At 57.4% G+C, this 15,147-nt stretch carries 21 protein-coding genes; 16 read left to right on the forward strand and 5 right to left on the reverse strand.

What is annotated here, in order from left to right; all coding sequences use genetic code 11:
- Nucleotide 1 precedes the first annotated feature (1 nt).
- The 3 genes from ACFPLB_RS04275 to ACFPLB_RS04285 are packed head-to-tail and all read left to right on the forward strand — an operon-like array spanning nt 2 to nt 2,641.
- Nucleotides 2–514, forward strand: coding sequence for a DapH/DapD/GlmU-related protein (locus ACFPLB_RS04275; protein ID WP_378228071.1), 513 nt, complete (start codon nt 2–4; stop codon nt 512–514).
- On the forward strand, nt 511–2,124 hold the full coding sequence (locus ACFPLB_RS04280; protein WP_378228072.1) for a hypothetical protein: 1,614 nt from the start codon (nt 511–513) through the stop codon (nt 2,122–2,124). Before ACFPLB_RS04275 ends, ACFPLB_RS04280 begins: the two co-directional genes overlap by 4 nt.
- Nucleotides 2,125–2,128: 4 nt before the next feature.
- Complete coding sequence (locus tag ACFPLB_RS04285; RefSeq protein WP_378228073.1) at nt 2,129–2,641, forward strand: DnaT-like ssDNA-binding protein; 513 nt, start codon at nt 2,129–2,131, stop codon at nt 2,639–2,641.
- A gap of 2 nt (nt 2,642–2,643) precedes the next feature.
- Here the strand turns inward: ACFPLB_RS04285 and ACFPLB_RS04290 are convergent, their stop codons facing one another.
- Complete coding sequence (locus ACFPLB_RS04290) at nt 2,644–2,817, reverse strand: hypothetical protein (protein WP_378228074.1); 174 nt, start codon at nt 2,815–2,817, stop codon at nt 2,644–2,646.
- A 62-nt stretch (nt 2,818–2,879) separates the two neighbouring features.
- Between ACFPLB_RS04290 and ACFPLB_RS04295 the strand changes: the two genes are divergently transcribed.
- The gene (locus ACFPLB_RS04295; protein ID WP_378228076.1) at nt 2,880–3,311 is read left to right on the forward strand and encodes a hypothetical protein; all 432 of its coding nucleotides are present in this window, start codon (nt 2,880–2,882) and stop codon (nt 3,309–3,311) included.
- Here the strand turns inward: ACFPLB_RS04295 and ACFPLB_RS04300 are convergent.
- Both ACFPLB_RS04300 and ACFPLB_RS04305 read right to left on the reverse strand, forming a co-directional pair.
- Nucleotides 3,304–3,585 (reverse strand): helix-turn-helix domain-containing protein, encoded by a 282-nt coding sequence (locus ACFPLB_RS04300; protein WP_378228078.1) that lies wholly within the window; start codon nt 3,583–3,585, stop codon nt 3,304–3,306. The two genes, ACFPLB_RS04295 and ACFPLB_RS04300, sit on opposite strands and share 8 nt — an antisense overlap.
- Nucleotides 3,582–3,905, reverse strand: a complete 324-nt coding sequence (locus ACFPLB_RS04305; RefSeq protein ID WP_378228080.1) for a type II toxin-antitoxin system RelE/ParE family toxin — start codon at nt 3,903–3,905, stop codon at nt 3,582–3,584. Before ACFPLB_RS04305 ends, ACFPLB_RS04300 begins: the two co-directional genes overlap by 4 nt.
- A 43-nt stretch (nt 3,906–3,948) precedes the next feature.
- On the opposite strand from ACFPLB_RS04305, the gene ACFPLB_RS04310 reads away from it, so the two are divergent.
- From ACFPLB_RS04310 to ACFPLB_RS04340, 7 genes are all read left to right on the forward strand, one after another.
- Nucleotides 3,949–5,016, forward strand: a complete 1,068-nt coding sequence (locus tag ACFPLB_RS04310) for a head morphogenesis protein (protein WP_378228081.1) — start codon at nt 3,949–3,951, stop codon at nt 5,014–5,016.
- The gene (locus ACFPLB_RS04315; RefSeq protein WP_378228082.1) at nt 5,009–5,467 is read left to right on the forward strand and encodes an HK97 gp10 family phage protein; all 459 of its coding nucleotides are present in this window, start codon (nt 5,009–5,011) and stop codon (nt 5,465–5,467) included. Before ACFPLB_RS04310 ends, ACFPLB_RS04315 begins: the two co-directional genes overlap by 8 nt.
- Entirely contained in the window at nt 5,464–5,919 is a 456-nt protein-coding gene (locus ACFPLB_RS04320; RefSeq protein ID WP_378228084.1) for a phage tail terminator-like protein, read from the forward strand. The genes ACFPLB_RS04315 and ACFPLB_RS04320 overlap by 4 nt, the downstream gene beginning before the upstream one ends.
- Nucleotides 5,920–5,996: 77 nt before the next feature.
- The gene (locus ACFPLB_RS04325; RefSeq protein ID WP_378228085.1) at nt 5,997–6,782 is read left to right on the forward strand and encodes a hypothetical protein; all 786 of its coding nucleotides are present in this window, start codon (nt 5,997–5,999) and stop codon (nt 6,780–6,782) included.
- Between the two features lie 75 nt (nt 6,783–6,857).
- A complete protein-coding gene (locus ACFPLB_RS04330; RefSeq protein WP_378228086.1) occupies nt 6,858–7,313 on the forward strand; it encodes a hypothetical protein in 456 nt (151 codons plus the stop codon).
- A 65-nt stretch (nt 7,314–7,378) separates the two neighbouring features.
- A complete protein-coding gene (locus ACFPLB_RS04335; protein WP_378228087.1) occupies nt 7,379–7,747 on the forward strand; it encodes a phage tail assembly chaperone in 369 nt (122 codons plus the stop codon).
- Nucleotides 7,748–7,923: 176 nt separating this feature from the next.
- The gene (locus ACFPLB_RS04340; RefSeq protein ID WP_378228088.1) at nt 7,924–8,544 is read left to right on the forward strand and encodes a hypothetical protein; all 621 of its coding nucleotides are present in this window, start codon (nt 7,924–7,926) and stop codon (nt 8,542–8,544) included.
- A gap of 90 nt (nt 8,545–8,634) precedes the next feature.
- On the opposite strand, the gene ACFPLB_RS04345 is transcribed toward ACFPLB_RS04340, so the two are convergent.
- Nucleotides 8,635–8,928 (reverse strand): hypothetical protein, encoded by a 294-nt coding sequence (locus ACFPLB_RS04345; protein WP_378228089.1) that lies wholly within the window; start codon nt 8,926–8,928, stop codon nt 8,635–8,637.
- Entirely contained in the window at nt 8,925–9,326 is a 402-nt protein-coding gene (locus tag ACFPLB_RS04350; protein ID WP_378228090.1) for a hypothetical protein, read from the reverse strand. The genes ACFPLB_RS04345 and ACFPLB_RS04350 overlap by 4 nt, the downstream gene beginning before the upstream one ends.
- A 58-nt stretch (nt 9,327–9,384) precedes the next feature.
- Here ACFPLB_RS04350 and ACFPLB_RS04355 point away from each other — a divergent pair, with 58 nt between their 5' ends.
- Genes ACFPLB_RS04355 through ACFPLB_RS04375 form a run of 5 tightly spaced genes read left to right on the forward strand, consistent with a single transcriptional unit; the run spans nt 9,385 to nt 15,138 of the window.
- Nucleotides 9,385–11,904, forward strand: a complete 2,520-nt coding sequence (locus ACFPLB_RS04355; protein WP_378228092.1) for a tape measure protein — start codon at nt 9,385–9,387, stop codon at nt 11,902–11,904.
- Nucleotides 11,901–12,638: a hypothetical protein gene (locus ACFPLB_RS04360; RefSeq protein WP_378228094.1), complete on the forward strand. Its 738-nt coding sequence runs from the start codon at nt 11,901–11,903 to the stop codon at nt 12,636–12,638. The genes ACFPLB_RS04355 and ACFPLB_RS04360 overlap by 4 nt, the downstream gene beginning before the upstream one ends.
- Entirely contained in the window at nt 12,628–13,212 is a 585-nt protein-coding gene (locus ACFPLB_RS04365; RefSeq protein WP_378228095.1) for a hypothetical protein, read from the forward strand. The genes ACFPLB_RS04360 and ACFPLB_RS04365 overlap by 11 nt, the downstream gene beginning before the upstream one ends.
- Entirely contained in the window at nt 13,212–13,613 is a 402-nt protein-coding gene (locus ACFPLB_RS04370; RefSeq protein WP_378228096.1) for a DUF6950 family protein, read from the forward strand. Before ACFPLB_RS04365 ends, ACFPLB_RS04370 begins: the two co-directional genes overlap by 1 nt.
- Complete coding sequence (locus ACFPLB_RS04375) at nt 13,606–15,138, forward strand: phage tail protein (RefSeq protein WP_378228097.1); 1,533 nt, start codon at nt 13,606–13,608, stop codon at nt 15,136–15,138. Before ACFPLB_RS04370 ends, ACFPLB_RS04375 begins: the two co-directional genes overlap by 8 nt.
- Nucleotides 15,139–15,147 lie beyond the last annotated feature (9 nt).

The raw sequence follows: 15,147 nt of genomic DNA on the forward strand, positions 1-15,147 counted from the left end.
CATGCAAGTTCATCCTCTCGCCCACGTAGATGGCACAGTAAGCCTCGGTGAAGGCACCCGCGTCTGGCAGTACGCCTCAATCACGCGCGGGACGGTCATGGGCAGGGATTGCAGTGTTTCGCCTTTCGCGATGCTGGACGGCTCGATCTATGGCGATCGGGTGATTGTCTCAGGCGGCGTGAAGGCAGGAGCCGGCTTCAGGGTCGGCAATGACGTGTTTCTCGGGCCGAATGTTGTCTTGTGCAACGATTGCTGGCCCGCTTCATCAAAGGATGGTTATCGCGACGATCTCCTGCGCAGCGGCAAAACGTTTGCTGTCGTGGTTGAGGATGGCGCTGTGATTGGAGCCGGGGCGGTGGTTTTACCCGGCATACGGATAGGCAAGGGCGCTGTGATCGCGGCTGGCGCAGTGGTCGAGCGCAACGTGCCTGACTGCATGGTGTACCGGCGCAACGGCTATGCCTCGGTCAAACCGGCTGACTGGCAAGAGAAGCGGATGAGGTTTGTGCGGTGACGGAGCTTGTCGTTGCAACGCTCCTATGGGAGCCGAACGCCAAGTCGCTCAGGTTTTCGCAGTGCTACGACGAGGCGTGGGTGCGGAGGCTTTTCAACGGCTTCTCGCGCAATCTGTCGATTGATTTTCGCAAGGTGCTCTATACCGACAGGCAACGGGATTTGCCGGCGGATATCGAGCAGATCGTCATTCCGGGGCTTGGGCAAAGCGGATACGCCGATTGCATTCGGCCCTATGAACTGAACCAACCGATGATCCTGTGCGGCCTCGATACGGTTGTGACGGGCAATGTCGATCATCTAGCGGAGTATGTGTTGGCAGGCGGGCAATACGCTCTCCCGCGTGATCCATATACCCCGTCGCAGGCCTGCAACGGCGTTGCACTGGCCCCGGCTGGCATGGCGCGGATAGCAGCCGAGCATGACGGCGCAAACGACATGGTGCACGTGCGGCGCTATCCGCATGCGTTCATTGATGATGTCTTCCCGGGGCAGGTGGTGTCTTACAAGGGCCACGTTGAACTGCACGGTATTGGTGACGCTAGAATCGTCTATTTCCATGGCGACCGGAAGCCCCACCAGTTGGGTGATGCTTGGATCGCAAAGCATTGGCGACATGCGAAAACCGCGCTCTGCCTCGGAGGGGCGGATGGCGTTGAGAAAGAGTGGAAAGCCGCGTTAGAGCTTGGATCACTCGACTATGTCGTTGCATGCAACGATGTCGGCGCAATCTGGCCCGGTCGGCTTGATGCCTGGGTGACGCTGCATCCCGAGAAGATGGCGGGCTGGCGCGAGCAACGCCGCGCAAACGGGCATCCCGACGCCAAGCGCTATCTGGTGCATGGTGACTATGTACCGGATTGGGCCGAACTGGTGGAATTCCGGTTCCCAGGGCAGGGCGACAGCGGATCATCCGGCTTATTCACGGCAAAGGCGGCGCTGATCGATCTGGGAGCCGATAGGGCGGTGCTTGCGGGCATTCCGATGGTTCGCAGCTCGCATTTCTTCGATGCCGTCCAGTGGGAAGCCGCAGGAGGCTATCGCGCGGTCTGGGAAGCGCTTCGTCCTGAATACTGCGCCCGCATCAGATCTATGAGCGGCTGGACCGCGCATTTCTTCGGACCTCCGACAACTGAATGGCTGGCGACCGGCTCGACCGATGCCGATGTGCCGGCCCCAACTCTGGAGAGCACCAGAATGAGCAAGGTCAAACTGACGAAGATCGCCTATGAGCCGCATCCGGTTTCGCTGGAGCGCAAGCGTGAATTGAACGCCAAGGGTTACAAGATCCTCGATGCACGGTTTGCACCGGCCGATGCAAAGCCTGTCGCGGATGACGTTGATGGCTATCCGTCCGACGACGAGATGCGCGCTGTTATCGAGGCCACCACCGGCAAGGCTCCGCACCATAAGACTGGCCGCCCAAAGCTGATCGAGCAGTATGTCGCGGCCAAGGCCGATCCGCAGGACGAGACGGCTTCCAATGGCCTGACCCGTCGCGAGATCGAGGCGGACCTGACTGGTATGGAGGTAGAATTCGATCCCGCTGACAAGCTAGACGATCTAGCGGCGCTGCGTGATCTGTCGCGTGAAGAGCGCAATAAGGCTTAATGCAATGGCCCACTACGGCGACCTTCTGGGCGCGCTGGCCTATCATGAGGCGCGTGGCAACGCGGCTTGGTCCGCTTCTGGCGTCAATGATCCGCAGCGCACTGCCGCCCTTGTCCGCGCCAGTGCTGCTCTGGATGGCATCTATGGTGGGCGCTTTGCCGGCCACAAGGCCGGTGGGCGCTCACAGGCATTGGCATGGCCGAGGTCGGGCGCATTCGATCACTGCGCAGGCGAGGACATCTCAAACGATGAAATTCCGCAGGAAGTTATCAACGCTGCCTATGAGCTTGCATTGGCGGAATTGCAGCGTCCCGGCTCGTCATCGCCGACGGTAACGCCGGGGCGGCTGGTGAAGCGCCAAAAGGTCGAGGGTATTGAACGGGAATTCTTTGGACCTGGGGATGGCGTTTCAGGATCCTCCGATGGGATGCGCCCGGTGCTCATGGCCGTAGAAGATGCGCTTCGTTGCGTGCTTGAGCCGGCAGGTGGCGGCTCGGTCGATCTGCTGAGAGTGTAACCCTAGTTGCTTCCGTCGTTCGGGCGGGCCTTGTCGCCTTGCTTATCAACGCTTGAAGTTGTTTTGGCGTCTGCGCTCTGGCCGTAGTTCGTTCCGCCAAGATGACCGCCGCCGCTGGTATGTTCGACCACTTTCTCGATGCGCTTCTGGATTTTTTCCTTGTCAGATTTGGACATGAGATTGCCTCCTGTTTTGTCTGACCAACACGCGAACTGAGGTTCTGTTCCCTGGAGGAACTATGGCCGGCTTTTATGACGAGATGCGCGACATGGCGACTGAGCTGCTTGGCGAGTTCAAGCAGGGTCGCGTGACGCTTACTCGCACTACCCAGGCAGAGAAGCCCGAAGATTGGCCGACATGGGAGCCGTGGACGGGCGAGACGACGACGCAGGTCTACGAACTGGACGCGGTAGTGAAGGGCGTCTCCGCGAAGCTGATTGACGGCAATGTCGTGATCGCCAGCGACCGCGAATTGACGTGCTCGCACAAGATGACGTTGGTCGAGACGATTGTCGGCGATAACGATCCTGTAGTTTCCAGCACGCCAGCCGAGTTTGATGCTGGGTTGCTCGATACGCTCAGCATCGATGGCAAGCCCGTCACCATCGTGCGTGATCTGACCGTGCCGGGGGCGGGAACGCCGGTCGCGCATAGGTTTGTGATTAGGTAGCAGACACCAATTCGACATGCAGTTTCGTGCCGGTCGCTTCGGCGTATCGGCGCAGGGTAGAAAGAGACGGAGAGACACCGCCACCTTCGAGGCGAGCCACGGCGGATTGCGTAGTGCCTATGCGCTTGGCGAGTTCGGCTTGCGACAGCTTCGCAGCCGACCTGGCGCGCACAAGGGCCTCGATGATCGCGAATTCAGCATCGGCCTTTTCGTATTCCTCGCGGAATTCGGGCTTGTCCATCAGGCGCTTCTTGAGGTCAGCAATCTTGGTCATGGCTTCACCTGCTTCATTCGTTCACGGGCGGTTTCAAGAGCGGTGCGCGGTGTCTTCTGCGACTTCTTGACGAAAACATGGAGTACGACAACGCGACGGCCCGTCATGGTGACGTAGAGGCCGCGCGCGATGCCTTCGGATGCCTTGGCGCGCAGTTCCCACATCTTGCCTTCAATGTGCTTGACGTGAGGCTCGCGAAGGTTCTCCAGCCCGACATTCTCCACCATCTCCATGAGGCGGATGAGACGGGCCTGTAATGCGGGCGGCAAAGCCTCGATTTCGGCATCTACGATTTCGAGGGTTTCAACCGTCCAGTTCATGACCGGAATATAGCGGATACGCTATAGTTGGGCAAGGGCCGACATGCTGAAAAGATTGAGCCAGCGGGAATTGCTGGAACAAGTTGCGGCCGACTGGTCCCCTCAAATTCGCGCGGCATGGGTTGAAGCCATCAATGCCATTACCTCTCGGATTGTCCTGCGCAGGATTGTCGAGAAGCTGGAGCGCGGCGACGTGGCCGGCGTCGTCCGCGATCTGGGCATCGAGGAAGGTGTATTCGCCCGCTTCGAGAACGCGCTTGTGCAGGCTTACAATTCGGGCGGGCTAGCGACGGTGGACAGCATGCCAGCGTTGCGCGACCCGGCGGGCAATCGCATCGTCTTCAGTTGGGGCGTGCGCAATCTTCCGGCTGAGCAGGCGATGCGCGATCACGCTGCTCGGCTGGTCACTGGCATCGTCACCGAGGCGCGGGACGGTATCGCTGCCGTGTTGACCGAGAACCTTGCGCGCGGTCAAAGCCCTTATGATGCGGGACGCATGATTGCGGGGCGTTTGAACAGGGCAAACGGCGTCAGGGAAGGCGGCTTGGTCGGCCTGTCGCGGCCGCAGATGGAAACTGTCGCCCGCATCCAGCGCGCCATGCGCGAGGGCGATACCGCCTACATGCGGGACTATCTGACCTTCGCCAACCGTGACAAGCGGCTCGACAGGACGGTGCTCAAGGCTATCCGCGAAGGCAGGGGTCTTGCGCCCGAGGAAGCCGAGCGGGTCACGCGTCTCTATGCGAACAAGGCGCTGAAATATCGTGGTGACACGATATCCATCTTGGAGACGAATACCGCGCTGGCGATGGCAAAGCGGGACGCCTTCCAGCAGCAGATTGACGAAGGCAAGCTTGAGGCAGGAGACGTTACCAAAACGTGGGGCCGCTCCATCAGCAGAAACCGCCGCGAAATGCACAGCGCAATGGTTGGCGTGACGGTCCCGTTCGATCAACCGTTCACCTTGCCGGATGGCATCCAATGCACCGGCCCGCATGACCCGGCCCTGCCTGCAAGCCATCGCGTGAACTGCAAGTGCCCTATGCCTGAATATCGGATCGACTTCACAGGGCAGGCTCTCCGGCGTTACCGCGAGCGTACCGGTGGCTAACCAGACATTCGCGGCCCAGATCGAGGGTTGGACACGGCGCGTAAAGGAAGCAGAAGAAGCGGTTTTCAAGGAAGCCGCTCAAGAGCTGGTAAAGCAGCTCAACGACCAAATCACGGAGATGGTCTACGACACGCCGGAGACGCCGAACTATCGCCGCACCGGCTTCCTGCGGGCATCTCTGGTGGCATCAACTGAGGCAATGCCCCGCCTGATCCGCGACAATCCGGGCGCGCCCGTCAATACGGATATGGGCAGCGTGATCCTCGTCATCGCCGGGGCCGAACTCGGTGACACGATCTATCTGGGATACACCGCCAAATATGGACTTTTCGTGCACTCGGGATCGAACGGTCGCGCGCCGCGCCCATGGGTTGATCTGGTGGCGCAGCGGTGGCCCCAAATCGTTGCCGCAAAGGCTGCCGAAGTTGGGAAGAGGTTCGGCCTGTTATGACCACGCCCACGATTGAGACAAAGATCAGCCAAGCCATACAGGCCCGCGTGGCAACTTGCCTGCCAGCCTATCCGAAGGTCTGGACAGATGGTGAGCCTGTGGCGCTGCCGACCGCTGGCGGCCAGCCTGCTCCATACATCGAGGCGCATCACGAGCCGAACAGGACGGTGCGGCACTTCATCGGGTCCAGCGATCCACACGAGCGGCCCGGCCTGCTGCTGCTGACCTTGTGCTGGCCGCTGACGAAGGTTGGTACAGGCTCCGGCAAAACACACAAGGACGCGATCAGGGAGATTGCGGGGCAGATCGCAAGTCACTTCCAGGCCGATCTGCCGATGGATTTTGAAGGAGTCAGGGTCCGCGTAACCGCCGCACCTAGCGTCCTCGGATCGTATCGAGATGACGCCTATCTGCGCACTCAGGTTCGCGTCACTTACACCTGTTTCGCCTGACCTATTCCTGACCCGATCAGGTTAACCCGCCCCGCCGCCGAGCGGGGTTTTTCTATGCCATAAAGGAGAAACCCCAGATGGCGATCAATGCAAACAAGAATTCTCGGCTGTTCATCAGCCCGACGCCAGTGGTGCCGGATACCATCAATGCGATGGATGATGGCACTGCTATCTCGTTCTTTCAGGCGATCAACGACTGGATCGAGGTCGAGGAAATTGAAGACCTCGGCACGGCAGGCGATACGTCCGAAGCCATCACCTTCACGGCGATCAATAACAGCCGCGCTCGCAAGCTGAAAGGCCCGAAGGACGCCGGTACTCAGTCGGTTGTTGTTGGTCGCGACCCTCTTGATGACGGTCAGGAAGCGCTGATTGCTGCCGAGGCAACCGATTACAATTACGCCTTCAAACTGGTCCTGAACGACGCCCGTTCCCCCACGCATTCCAAGTCGGAAATGTACTATGCTGGCATGGTCATGTCGAAGGCGACGAATCTTGGCAATGTGAGCAACGTTGTGCGCCGCAACTTTGATGTCGGCATCAATACCGGCGTCTATGAGGTACTGAGCGACAGCCTGGCCGCGCCGGTCAACACGCTGCTGCCTTCCATCTCTGGCGTCGTCCAGCAGGGCGAAACCCTCACAGCGCTGACTGGCGTTTGGTCGAACGATCCGACCTCCTTCACGTACCAGTGGCAGGAGGATGACTCCGGCTGGGCCGATATCTCCGGCGCGACCGGCAAGACGTTCGTCCCGGCTGCCGGACAGGTGGGCAATCCGCTCCGCGTCGTGGTGACGGCGATCAATGGCGCGGGCAGCACGTCCGCCACGTCTGGAGCAACAGCTGACACGCTGGCCGAGTAATTCTGCGCAGAAACGGGGCGGTGCGTTGTCGGGATGCGCCGCCCCTCCCGACATCCCGATATCAGGTGAGAAAATATGAGCAAGGAACAGGTGGCTGCTGCTAGCAGCTTCGATCTTTCATCCGTTGATACCGCTGATGAGTCCGTGATGCAGGTTGTCATCAATGGCGAACCGGTAGACTGGCACTGGCGCATTGCCGGGCCGGGGCATCCAAAGACCGTCGAGCAGTCCAACAAGCTTGCCAAGGAGCGTCTCCGGCGCGAGAAAGAGCAGGAGCAGGCGCGCATCAACGGCAAGCGCTGGAAGGCCCCTGACGAGTCCGTGGACGAGGTTCTGGAGCGCAACGTCAATCTGGTGGTGGATCGCCTTCTTGGCTGGTCGCCGGTGACAATGGATGGAAAGGATTATCCTTTCAGCCCTGAAAATGCGCGGGCGCTGCTTCTGGATCGGCGGAAAGGTCAGCTTCTCGTTCAGGCGCTGGAATTCCTCGGCGATGAACAGTCTTTTGGGAAGCGCTCGGCGAGCAACTGACCGGGTACGCCGAGCGCAGTTTTGAACTCGACCGCGACGAGGAAGGGCGGACGCGGCGTGATCGTTTGGAAAGTCGGCTTGAACGGGCGTTGCGCAAGAACCGGCAGGACATAGCGGATGAGTTACTGGCCGAGCTGGAATGCCCTCCTTTCCCGCTGGCGCTGAATTACGTCTGGCAGGCGTGGGTGAGGCTGCGCCGCCGGACGCCGACCGGCTTCAACGGGCCGAACCCGATCACTATCGAGGCAATCGACGCCTTCATCCGACGGACAGGTCTTCGGCTCGATCCTCGCGATATCGATTTGATTGAGGCGATTGACGATCTCTATCTTGCCAAGATGGCCGAGCATCAGGCCTCTGAGCGTGACCAGCAGCAAGCGCTCAAAGATGGGCTTGAGCAGGTGAGCAAGCAGGGGTTGAAATCTGCGGGGTAGGTTACTCGCCGGTTCGCTTTGCCTCCCCTTTTGCTGGGCCGGTTAGCAGGTCGACTCTGACGTCTGATAGAGCATATCCTCTCCATATTTTGGAGGGGGAAATGCGATACTACCGGAGAGTTTTCCAATATGCTGGGCGGCTTTGGCTACGAAGGCTGTACGATGGGAGACAGAAATTGATAGGATTCATACTGCAAACCGCTGTGGTTTTTGCCGTTCTGTACTATTTCCCCATTTTTGGGGATTTGGCCGCTCGAGCCGGGGTTGTCGGGTCAACAGTGGCCGCTGTCATAGTTTCGGGAGCGCTGTACTACCTTTACGACCTTTGGCGTTCGCCGGTGCTGATTGACAGATACCAGCGGGAGGATATCGGCCTGTGTCTTAAGGCCGCTAATGATATTATGGATTCAGAGAGAAAACTGCGCGGCCTTGGAGAACTCCATGCCGAGGGCATGAGGTTGATTGATGAAAACCTCTCCCACGCCGATCTGCTTGCTAAATATCAAGACTGGATTGCTCGGTGTGAAGCATACCTCGAAATAAATTTTGCATACGCCAAACTGCACGATTTCAGGAACAGCAAGCCGAGCCATTTTTCAATGCAGCAGGCATCTCATCCCCGATCGAGAGCGATAACTGATTTGCTTTTGTTGGTAGGGGCAAAGGTTGATGTGCTCGACCGTACCATTTCACTCGGTGGCGATGTTTCTGTTTTGCCGTCAATACGAATGAATGGGATTATAGAGCGGAGCAAAGACCCAGTTTATCGCGTCCTCGCGCCGATTGAGCCGGATTGATTTCAGTCTTACGCAAGTGGGCGCTGGCCTCCCCACGCCTATCCAAGCGCGAAAGGGCAGGGGAGTCGAGACTACCGAATGGGAGGTCGGTTATTTGTAGTCGTTCCAGTCGTTAGTAATGACGGGATCGCTGCGTACTTGATTGCGGGATTGTTCGGGGCCTGATCCATCGGCAATCTTCGCCAGATGCCTTTCAATCAGCGCAAGGTAAGCGATCACCCCGCAAGCCAGCACCGCAACAAGAAAACCACCGACTGCCCCAAGGATTAGGCCCATAGATGATCCATCGGTGCCATAGAGGCCCGCAAAGGCACCACCGAAGACGATCAGTAATGCGATCAGGCCGTTAAGGGCGTTGAGGGAGCTTGCAAGGAGGCGGTTCATTCAAATGTTTCCTTCGTGCCATCTTCGTAGATGATAGTGCGGACGCATGTGGTGACTTCGATTTCGCTCCGATTAACAGTCGCTAGGCGCGGCAAATCGGGTCCGAATGAAGTGATTGAGAGACTGGAAGTTTCTCCGGGGGCGAGCGCATCATCGCGATTAAGCCCGAGAGACGCGATTGCGCTACCGGTCGCGTCGCGGAATCGGATTGAGCCGTCGATCATGCGGTAGGGCTGCGTACCATCATATTGATATGTCAGATCGATCTTTGTGAAAACCGTATCACCTTCGCTGCGCAGATTTTCAGCCGTCCAGTTGTCTTGAACGGAAATCATCTCGGTGTTGCATGCGATGGCCGGCGAAGCCGCCATCACTACCGCTGCGAAAAGAATGCGCATTACAAGCCTCCCGTTGAATGCGGGAAGGTAGTCTCTGCATCACCTAAAGGTAAAGCCCATGGATTTAGCCACACTCGGACTGGCCGTCGATAGCCGCCCGGTTGCGGATGCGTCGAAAGACCTTGATCGCATCCGTGAAGCTGCGGCGCGGGCCGAAAAGCAGGCTGATAGCTTCGGCAAGCGCGTCGAGGATGCCGGGAAGCGCGCGGCGGCGGCCAATGACAACGCTGCGAAGGCTGCAGGCCGAGCTGCAAAGGCATATGACGGCTATAGCAAAGCCGCTAGGCTGGCAGCAAAGGCTATAGGGGCTGTTGTCGGCGCGGCCATTGGCAAAGCGCTGATTGATTTTGCGGACACATGGTCCGACCTCAATGCCCGCGTTGGGCTGGCGGTCCGCGACATGGACGCCAGCGGTGCGGTTATGGACCGTCTGGCTGCCGTGGCGAGGCGTACCTATTCGGCGCTCGACCTCACGGCTGAAAGCTATATCCGCAACGCTTCGGTGCTGCGGGAACTTGGCAAGAGCACCGCCGAACAACTTGACTACACCGAAGCCCTTAATCTGGCATTGGTTGTGTCTGGCGCGAAGGGTGATCATGCAGCAAGGGTGCAGGATGCACTTGGCAAGGCGATGGCTGCCGGCAAACTTCGTGGTGAAGAATTGAACACGGTTATCGAGCGCGGGGGCCGGGTTGCAGAAATCCTCGCGGAAGAACTTGGGATCAGCCAGAACCAGCTTCGGAAACTTGGCTCGGAAGGCAAAATCACCGGCGATACAATATACAATGCGCTGACGAAGCGGCTCCAGCAGTTGCAGGATGAGGCCGAGAGCATGCCAGCCACTATTGGCGACGGTCTTCTGCTGATCCGCAACGCACTTTTGCAGTTTATCGGTAGTGCTGATCAGGCTTCCGGTGCTTCGGAGACTTTTGCATCTGGTCTGATTGCTATTGCCGACAACATTGGCCGAATCGTCACGTATGTGGCAACAGCCGTAACGGCATTCGGCACTTACTACGTTGCCGCGATGGTGGCGGCCTACGTTTCCACCATGACGCTTTCTGGTGCTCTGGTGTTCCTTCGTGGCGCTCTTATCCGCACCGGTATCGGCGCATTAGTCATTGGGGCTGGCGAACTCGTCTACCAGTTTGGCCGCCTTGTCAGCGCTGCTGGTGGGTTTGGAAATGCAGTCGGCCTCCTTGGCGATGTAGCTGCGGAGGTATGGGAGCGCATCAAGCTTGACGGTGAGTCCCTCGTTTTAGGTTTGCAAGCACTTTGGGCGAAGATCGGAACTGCATGGCTCGAATTGATGGCCTTCATGCAGGAGCGATGGGCGAATTTTCTGCATAATGTTGCCGGAGCCGCCCGCAACCTTACGCATATTCCAGGTATGGAAGGGATAGCGGACTCGCTCAGTGAATCCGCCATCCGTGCCGGGTCCGCATTCTATGAAACGAAATCTGCGATTGGCGAGGCCCGTGCAGAAGCCGAGCGGTTAAGCGCTGCATCAGATGAAGCGGCAAAGAAGGCCTTAGCGCCCCTCGAAAGCATTGCAGCTATCCGCAAGGCGCTGGCAGATGCCTCTACGGGTGAAATCCCAAACACGCCCGGCGTCCGCTCACCAACGACCCCTGACATAGACAAGGCTGCGGAGAAGGCGAAGAAGGCCTACGACAAGATTGTTCTTGGCGCGAAAGAGTTCATTGCTGCGCAGGAACTGGAACGTCAGGCACTCGGCATGACAGAGGTTGAGGCCAACCGCCTACGTTACACGCAGGATCTACTTAATCAGGCGACCCGTGCGAGTATCGATCTGGATACTCTTGCAGCGGATGGCATCCGCACCAAACGGCAGGAGCTTACGGACCTTGCTGCGCAGATGGCTGCCGCTGAACAGGAAACCATCGCTGCCGCAGAGACCCAAAAGGCATATAATGATGCCGCTCAGAGTATGGGCGGCGTCTTCAAGGGCCTGCTTGACCGCACCAAAGACTGGAAGGACGCGCTTCTTGACCTGATCCCCGTCGTGCTGAAGCTTCTCAACACGATGAACGTCGCGCAAGGCGGGCAGGGCATATTCGGCGGAGGCCTTTTCCAGTCCTTCATTGGCAGCCTGCTTGGTATTGGGTTCCAGTCTGGGGGTTACACAGGGGCAGGGGCTGCCTCTCAACCTGCGGGCATTGTTCATGCTGGCGAATACGTGTTCAGCAAGTCGGCGGTTGATCGCATTGGCCTCGGCTATCTCGACAGCCTGCATTCGGCTGCAAAGGGCTACATGGCCGGTGGTCTTGTGAGCAGGCTTTACGCCCCAGCCAACACTAATCTGCGTGGGTTTGAGCGAGGTGGCTTTGTCCCACGAGCGCAGGGTTATGGTACCAATGCTGCTGTTGCGCAGGCACCGGCAAGATTGGACGTGTACGTCCACGCTGAAGAAGGAAAGATGTTCCGCCCTGTCATCAGGGCTGAAAGCCAAGGCGTTGCAGTTAAGGTCGTACAGGCTGCTGCGCCAGGTATTATGGAAGGATCGGTAACAGCCACACAAGCTGCGGCAAGGCAGAAGCCGGGGTTGTTTAGATGACCTATCCTTTCAAAACCTTCGATCTTTCAGAAAGCATCTATCGCGTTGTGACCGGCACATTTGGGCTGGTGCCAGATAGTGAGATTTCGACATCGGCATGGGGCAATCTGTTTCGCGTCAATGGCCCGCGTCATATGCGATGGGTTTCAGACCTGGAAATGGCTCCACAATATGATGATGGCGCTGAAGATCGTCGGATGACATGGGATGCGACGATGGCAAGGGCGCTGGGCGGCTATGTTGCCATGCGGCTTTACCATCCTGCCCGGATTTATCCACGCGGGTTTGGTGCTGGCATTTATCGTCCAGGACAAGGCAAGGCCAGTCTTGGTGGGCAATATGTCATAGACGAGCAGCATTATATTGATCGAGCGCATCATATCGATGGCGGCTCAACCATCGCCTATGTTGATGAGAATGCACCGCGCTATGCAGATAGCATCGTCATGCGTGGCCTGTGGCCGTCCAGCAAGGTCTTTCATGACGGTGATCATTTCGGACTGGGCGGCAACCTTCATATGGTTTCTGGTGACTGTCATTCAGATGCTGATGGCCGTTGCCGCGTTTCGTTTCTGTGGCGTCTGTGGAAGCCAGCGGTCGCCGGTGATCGTATCGAACTGCATAAGCCTACAGGACGCTTTGTCCTGTCTTCAAAGGACGAAGGGATGCAGTCTTATTCGATGTTGATCGGCGCAACCTCACTGGCAGCAGTCGAGGTTCCGTATGTCGAATAAATATCGGCGCTGGACGCTTGCTCAATATCTGCACTCTGGAAATGTGACGGACGTTGTTCTGGTTCATATGCAGCATCCTGACGGCCCGGTCTATTTGTGGAATGGAATGGGCATCCTCGACCATGACGGCCATGAATGGCAGGGGCTAGGTCGGCTTGGCTCTGTTCAGATCGGGGCATCTGACATTGAGGTCAAGATTGACGATGTAGTCTTCACACTCTCAGGCATAGATGATGAGTATGTCAGCTATCTCGACCAGACGGTTAAAGGCTGCAAGGCGTGGGTCTGGAAAGCATTCATGGGGCCTGATTATCAGGTGCGCTTTACAGAACTGCTGACTGATTGCGAACTGGATCAACCGAGCTTTACAGCCGAACCAAACGGCCAGATGACAATGAAGGTGGTTGCCAATGGCGGCTTTTACTTTCTTGAAGTCCAAAGCCGGGCGGTTTGGGATACAGAAGAACAGCGCAATTATCTGATTTCAATCGGCTTAGATCCAGACAGTGATACGGGCTTTGACATGATGTCGGAATTGAAAAATCTGACATTGGCGTGGGAGCATCCGGGTTGATGCCGCTGGATGTGTTCTGGTCGCGCTGTGAAGGTCAGATTGTCTTTGGGCAGAACGATTGTTGCATGGTGGTGGCCGATGTGATCGTTGCCGCTGGCGGGCCGGATATGATGGCTTCCTATCGCGGTCGATACAGTACGCGATTGGGCTTCATCCGTGCTTTTCGTAAAATGGGGCACGTGTCTCTTGATGCTGCGGTCATGGCTGAATTTTCTCGATACGGTCATCTTGTTTCAGCGCCACAGGATTTTGACGTGGCCGTGGTTTCATATGCTGATGGTGATAGGCCGATGACTTCCCCGGCCTTTTTCCATTCCGGCTTTTGGTGCTTGCGTTCAGAGCGCGGAATGTTTGTCTCAAAAGGCTCGCCCGACAAAATATGGAGGCTGAGGCATGCCTGATCTTGGTGCTTCACTGGCATTCTCGCTGATATTTGCAACAGGCATTACGTCTGGTGTTGCAGTGACGGGCTTGGTGACGGCGGGAACTCTTCTTGGCTATGCAGCACCACTGGCATTGGCGCTCGGTTCACAGGCCTATTCTTTATCGAAGCTGAAAAAGAATATTGCGCTAACAAATGATCCAGGCGGCCTTCAACAAATCTTGAAGCAGGCCATTCCTTCGCAACGTCTCATTCTTGGGCGGGCGACCACAGGTGGTGCACTGTTCTTCTACAGAGCAAAAAAGCCTTATATTTGGTATGGCATTCTGCTGGCAGCGCATGAGATTGATGGCTTTGAAAATCTGTTCATCAATGGTCACACAGTCTTTATCGGCGATGACGGGTTTGCCACTTCTGTGCCGTTTCGCGATGGCGACCGGAAATACATAGAGGTCAGTTTTCGGAATGGCACACTGGATCAGCAGATTGACCCGATCATTGCGCGTGACTTCCCCGACATGCCGGAGACCTTCCGCCAACGGGGTCACGCTACTATTGTCATCAAGGCGCATTACGGCTTTGGCGATGGCTTTGAAAAGCAATATGAAGACCATAAGCGCGTTTATGGCGATCAGGGTTCATTGCAGCCTATGGTGCGTATGCGCGGGGCCAAGCTACCGGATTTGCGCAAGGCGGGTGTATCGCTTTCTGATCAGGGCACATGGGTCTGGTCAGACAATGCAGCTTTATGCTTAGGCCGCTATCTGACACATAAATGGCCAGATACACAGATCCTGTCGCCAGACAGGCTCAATTGGGATCTACTGCTGCGTGCAGCAGATGAGTGTGATCGTTGGGAAGCAAGTAAAGACGGATCCACCTTCCGTCGCCACACAGTCAATGGGGTTGTCCAGTCCACAGACGATCCTTGGGATGTGATCGAGAACCTGAAAATCGCCATGGGCGGTCATGTCGTTTTGGAGCGCGGCAAGGTCTATCCTATCGTGCGTGGCAGACGAGAGCCAAAGGCAACACTTCATCAGGAAATGCTGGTCGGGGGCATTGAATACACGTCTGAGCCGCGCCAACGTGAGCAGGTCAATATCGTCAAGCCGACATTCATATCAGCCGACCGTGAATATCAGGAAGTGGCCGGGCCTGTGTTGCGTCGTGATGACTTGATCGCGCAAGACAACAAGCCGCGTGAGACTTCGTTGCGTGGGGCCTTTGTTGAAGATCATCGGCGCATTCAGCGGCTTGCCTCTGCCCAGCTTAATTGGGCGCGTGATGGCCGGACGCTGTCTTGCGGCGCCACTCTGGAAGCGTTGTCGTGGGGCGTCGGCAATGTCTATCGCATTCACTTACTTGGCCCACTGGCGCGTGTGAACGGGCTTTATGAATTGGTCTCGAAAGCCTGGGATGACCGCATGAGTGGCTACAGGCTGTCCTTTGTCGGCTATGTCCCGACCGCGACTGATTTTGATCCTGATGATGAGCAGGATTTTATCATTGATGAAGATGTTCTGACCGCTCAAGCGGCTTGATTTTATCCA

The organism is Aquamicrobium segne (genome assembly GCF_042656785.1).
Lineage (GTDB): Bacteria > Pseudomonadota > Alphaproteobacteria > Rhizobiales > Rhizobiaceae > Mesorhizobium > Mesorhizobium segne.

What these genes read in the sequence shown, in the direction of transcription:
- ACFPLB_RS04300 (WP_378228078.1), bottom strand. Translation starts at nt 3,585, where the DNA reads ATGACCAAGATTGCTGACCTCAAGAAGCGCCTGATGGACAAGCCCGAA.
- ACFPLB_RS04330 (WP_378228086.1), top strand. Translation starts at nt 6,858, where the DNA reads ATGAGCAAGGAACAGGTGGCTGCTGCTAGCAGCTTCGATCTTTCATCC.
- ACFPLB_RS04325 (WP_378228085.1), top strand. Translation starts at nt 5,997, where the DNA reads ATGGCGATCAATGCAAACAAGAATTCTCGGCTGTTCATCAGCCCGACG.
- ACFPLB_RS04285 (WP_378228073.1), top strand. Translation starts at nt 2,129, where the DNA reads ATGGCCCACTACGGCGACCTTCTGGGCGCGCTGGCCTATCATGAGGCG.
- ACFPLB_RS04365 (WP_378228095.1), top strand. Translation starts at nt 12,628, where the DNA reads ATGTCGAATAAATATCGGCGCTGGACGCTTGCTCAATATCTGCACTCT.
- ACFPLB_RS04375 (WP_378228097.1), top strand. Translation starts at nt 13,606, where the DNA reads ATGCCTGATCTTGGTGCTTCACTGGCATTCTCGCTGATATTTGCAACA.
- ACFPLB_RS04290 (WP_378228074.1), bottom strand. Translation starts at nt 2,817, where the DNA reads ATGTCCAAATCTGACAAGGAAAAAATCCAGAAGCGCATCGAGAAAGTG.
- ACFPLB_RS04275 (WP_378228071.1), top strand. Translation starts at nt 2, where the DNA reads ATGCAAGTTCATCCTCTCGCCCACGTAGATGGCACAGTAAGCCTCGGT.
- ACFPLB_RS04295 (WP_378228076.1), top strand. Translation starts at nt 2,880, where the DNA reads ATGGCCGGCTTTTATGACGAGATGCGCGACATGGCGACTGAGCTGCTT.
- ACFPLB_RS04355 (WP_378228092.1), top strand. Translation starts at nt 9,385, where the DNA reads ATGGATTTAGCCACACTCGGACTGGCCGTCGATAGCCGCCCGGTTGCG.
- ACFPLB_RS04345 (WP_378228089.1), bottom strand. Translation starts at nt 8,928, where the DNA reads ATGAACCGCCTCCTTGCAAGCTCCCTCAACGCCCTTAACGGCCTGATC.
- ACFPLB_RS04320 (WP_378228084.1), top strand. Translation starts at nt 5,464, where the DNA reads ATGACCACGCCCACGATTGAGACAAAGATCAGCCAAGCCATACAGGCC.
- ACFPLB_RS04360 (WP_378228094.1), top strand. Translation starts at nt 11,901, where the DNA reads ATGACCTATCCTTTCAAAACCTTCGATCTTTCAGAAAGCATCTATCGC.
- ACFPLB_RS04310 (WP_378228081.1), top strand. Translation starts at nt 3,949, where the DNA reads ATGCTGAAAAGATTGAGCCAGCGGGAATTGCTGGAACAAGTTGCGGCC.
- ACFPLB_RS04305 (WP_378228080.1), bottom strand. Translation starts at nt 3,905, where the DNA reads ATGAACTGGACGGTTGAAACCCTCGAAATCGTAGATGCCGAAATCGAG.
- ACFPLB_RS04350 (WP_378228090.1), bottom strand. Translation starts at nt 9,326, where the DNA reads ATGCGCATTCTTTTCGCAGCGGTAGTGATGGCGGCTTCGCCGGCCATC.
- ACFPLB_RS04370 (WP_378228096.1), top strand. Translation starts at nt 13,212, where the DNA reads ATGCCGCTGGATGTGTTCTGGTCGCGCTGTGAAGGTCAGATTGTCTTT.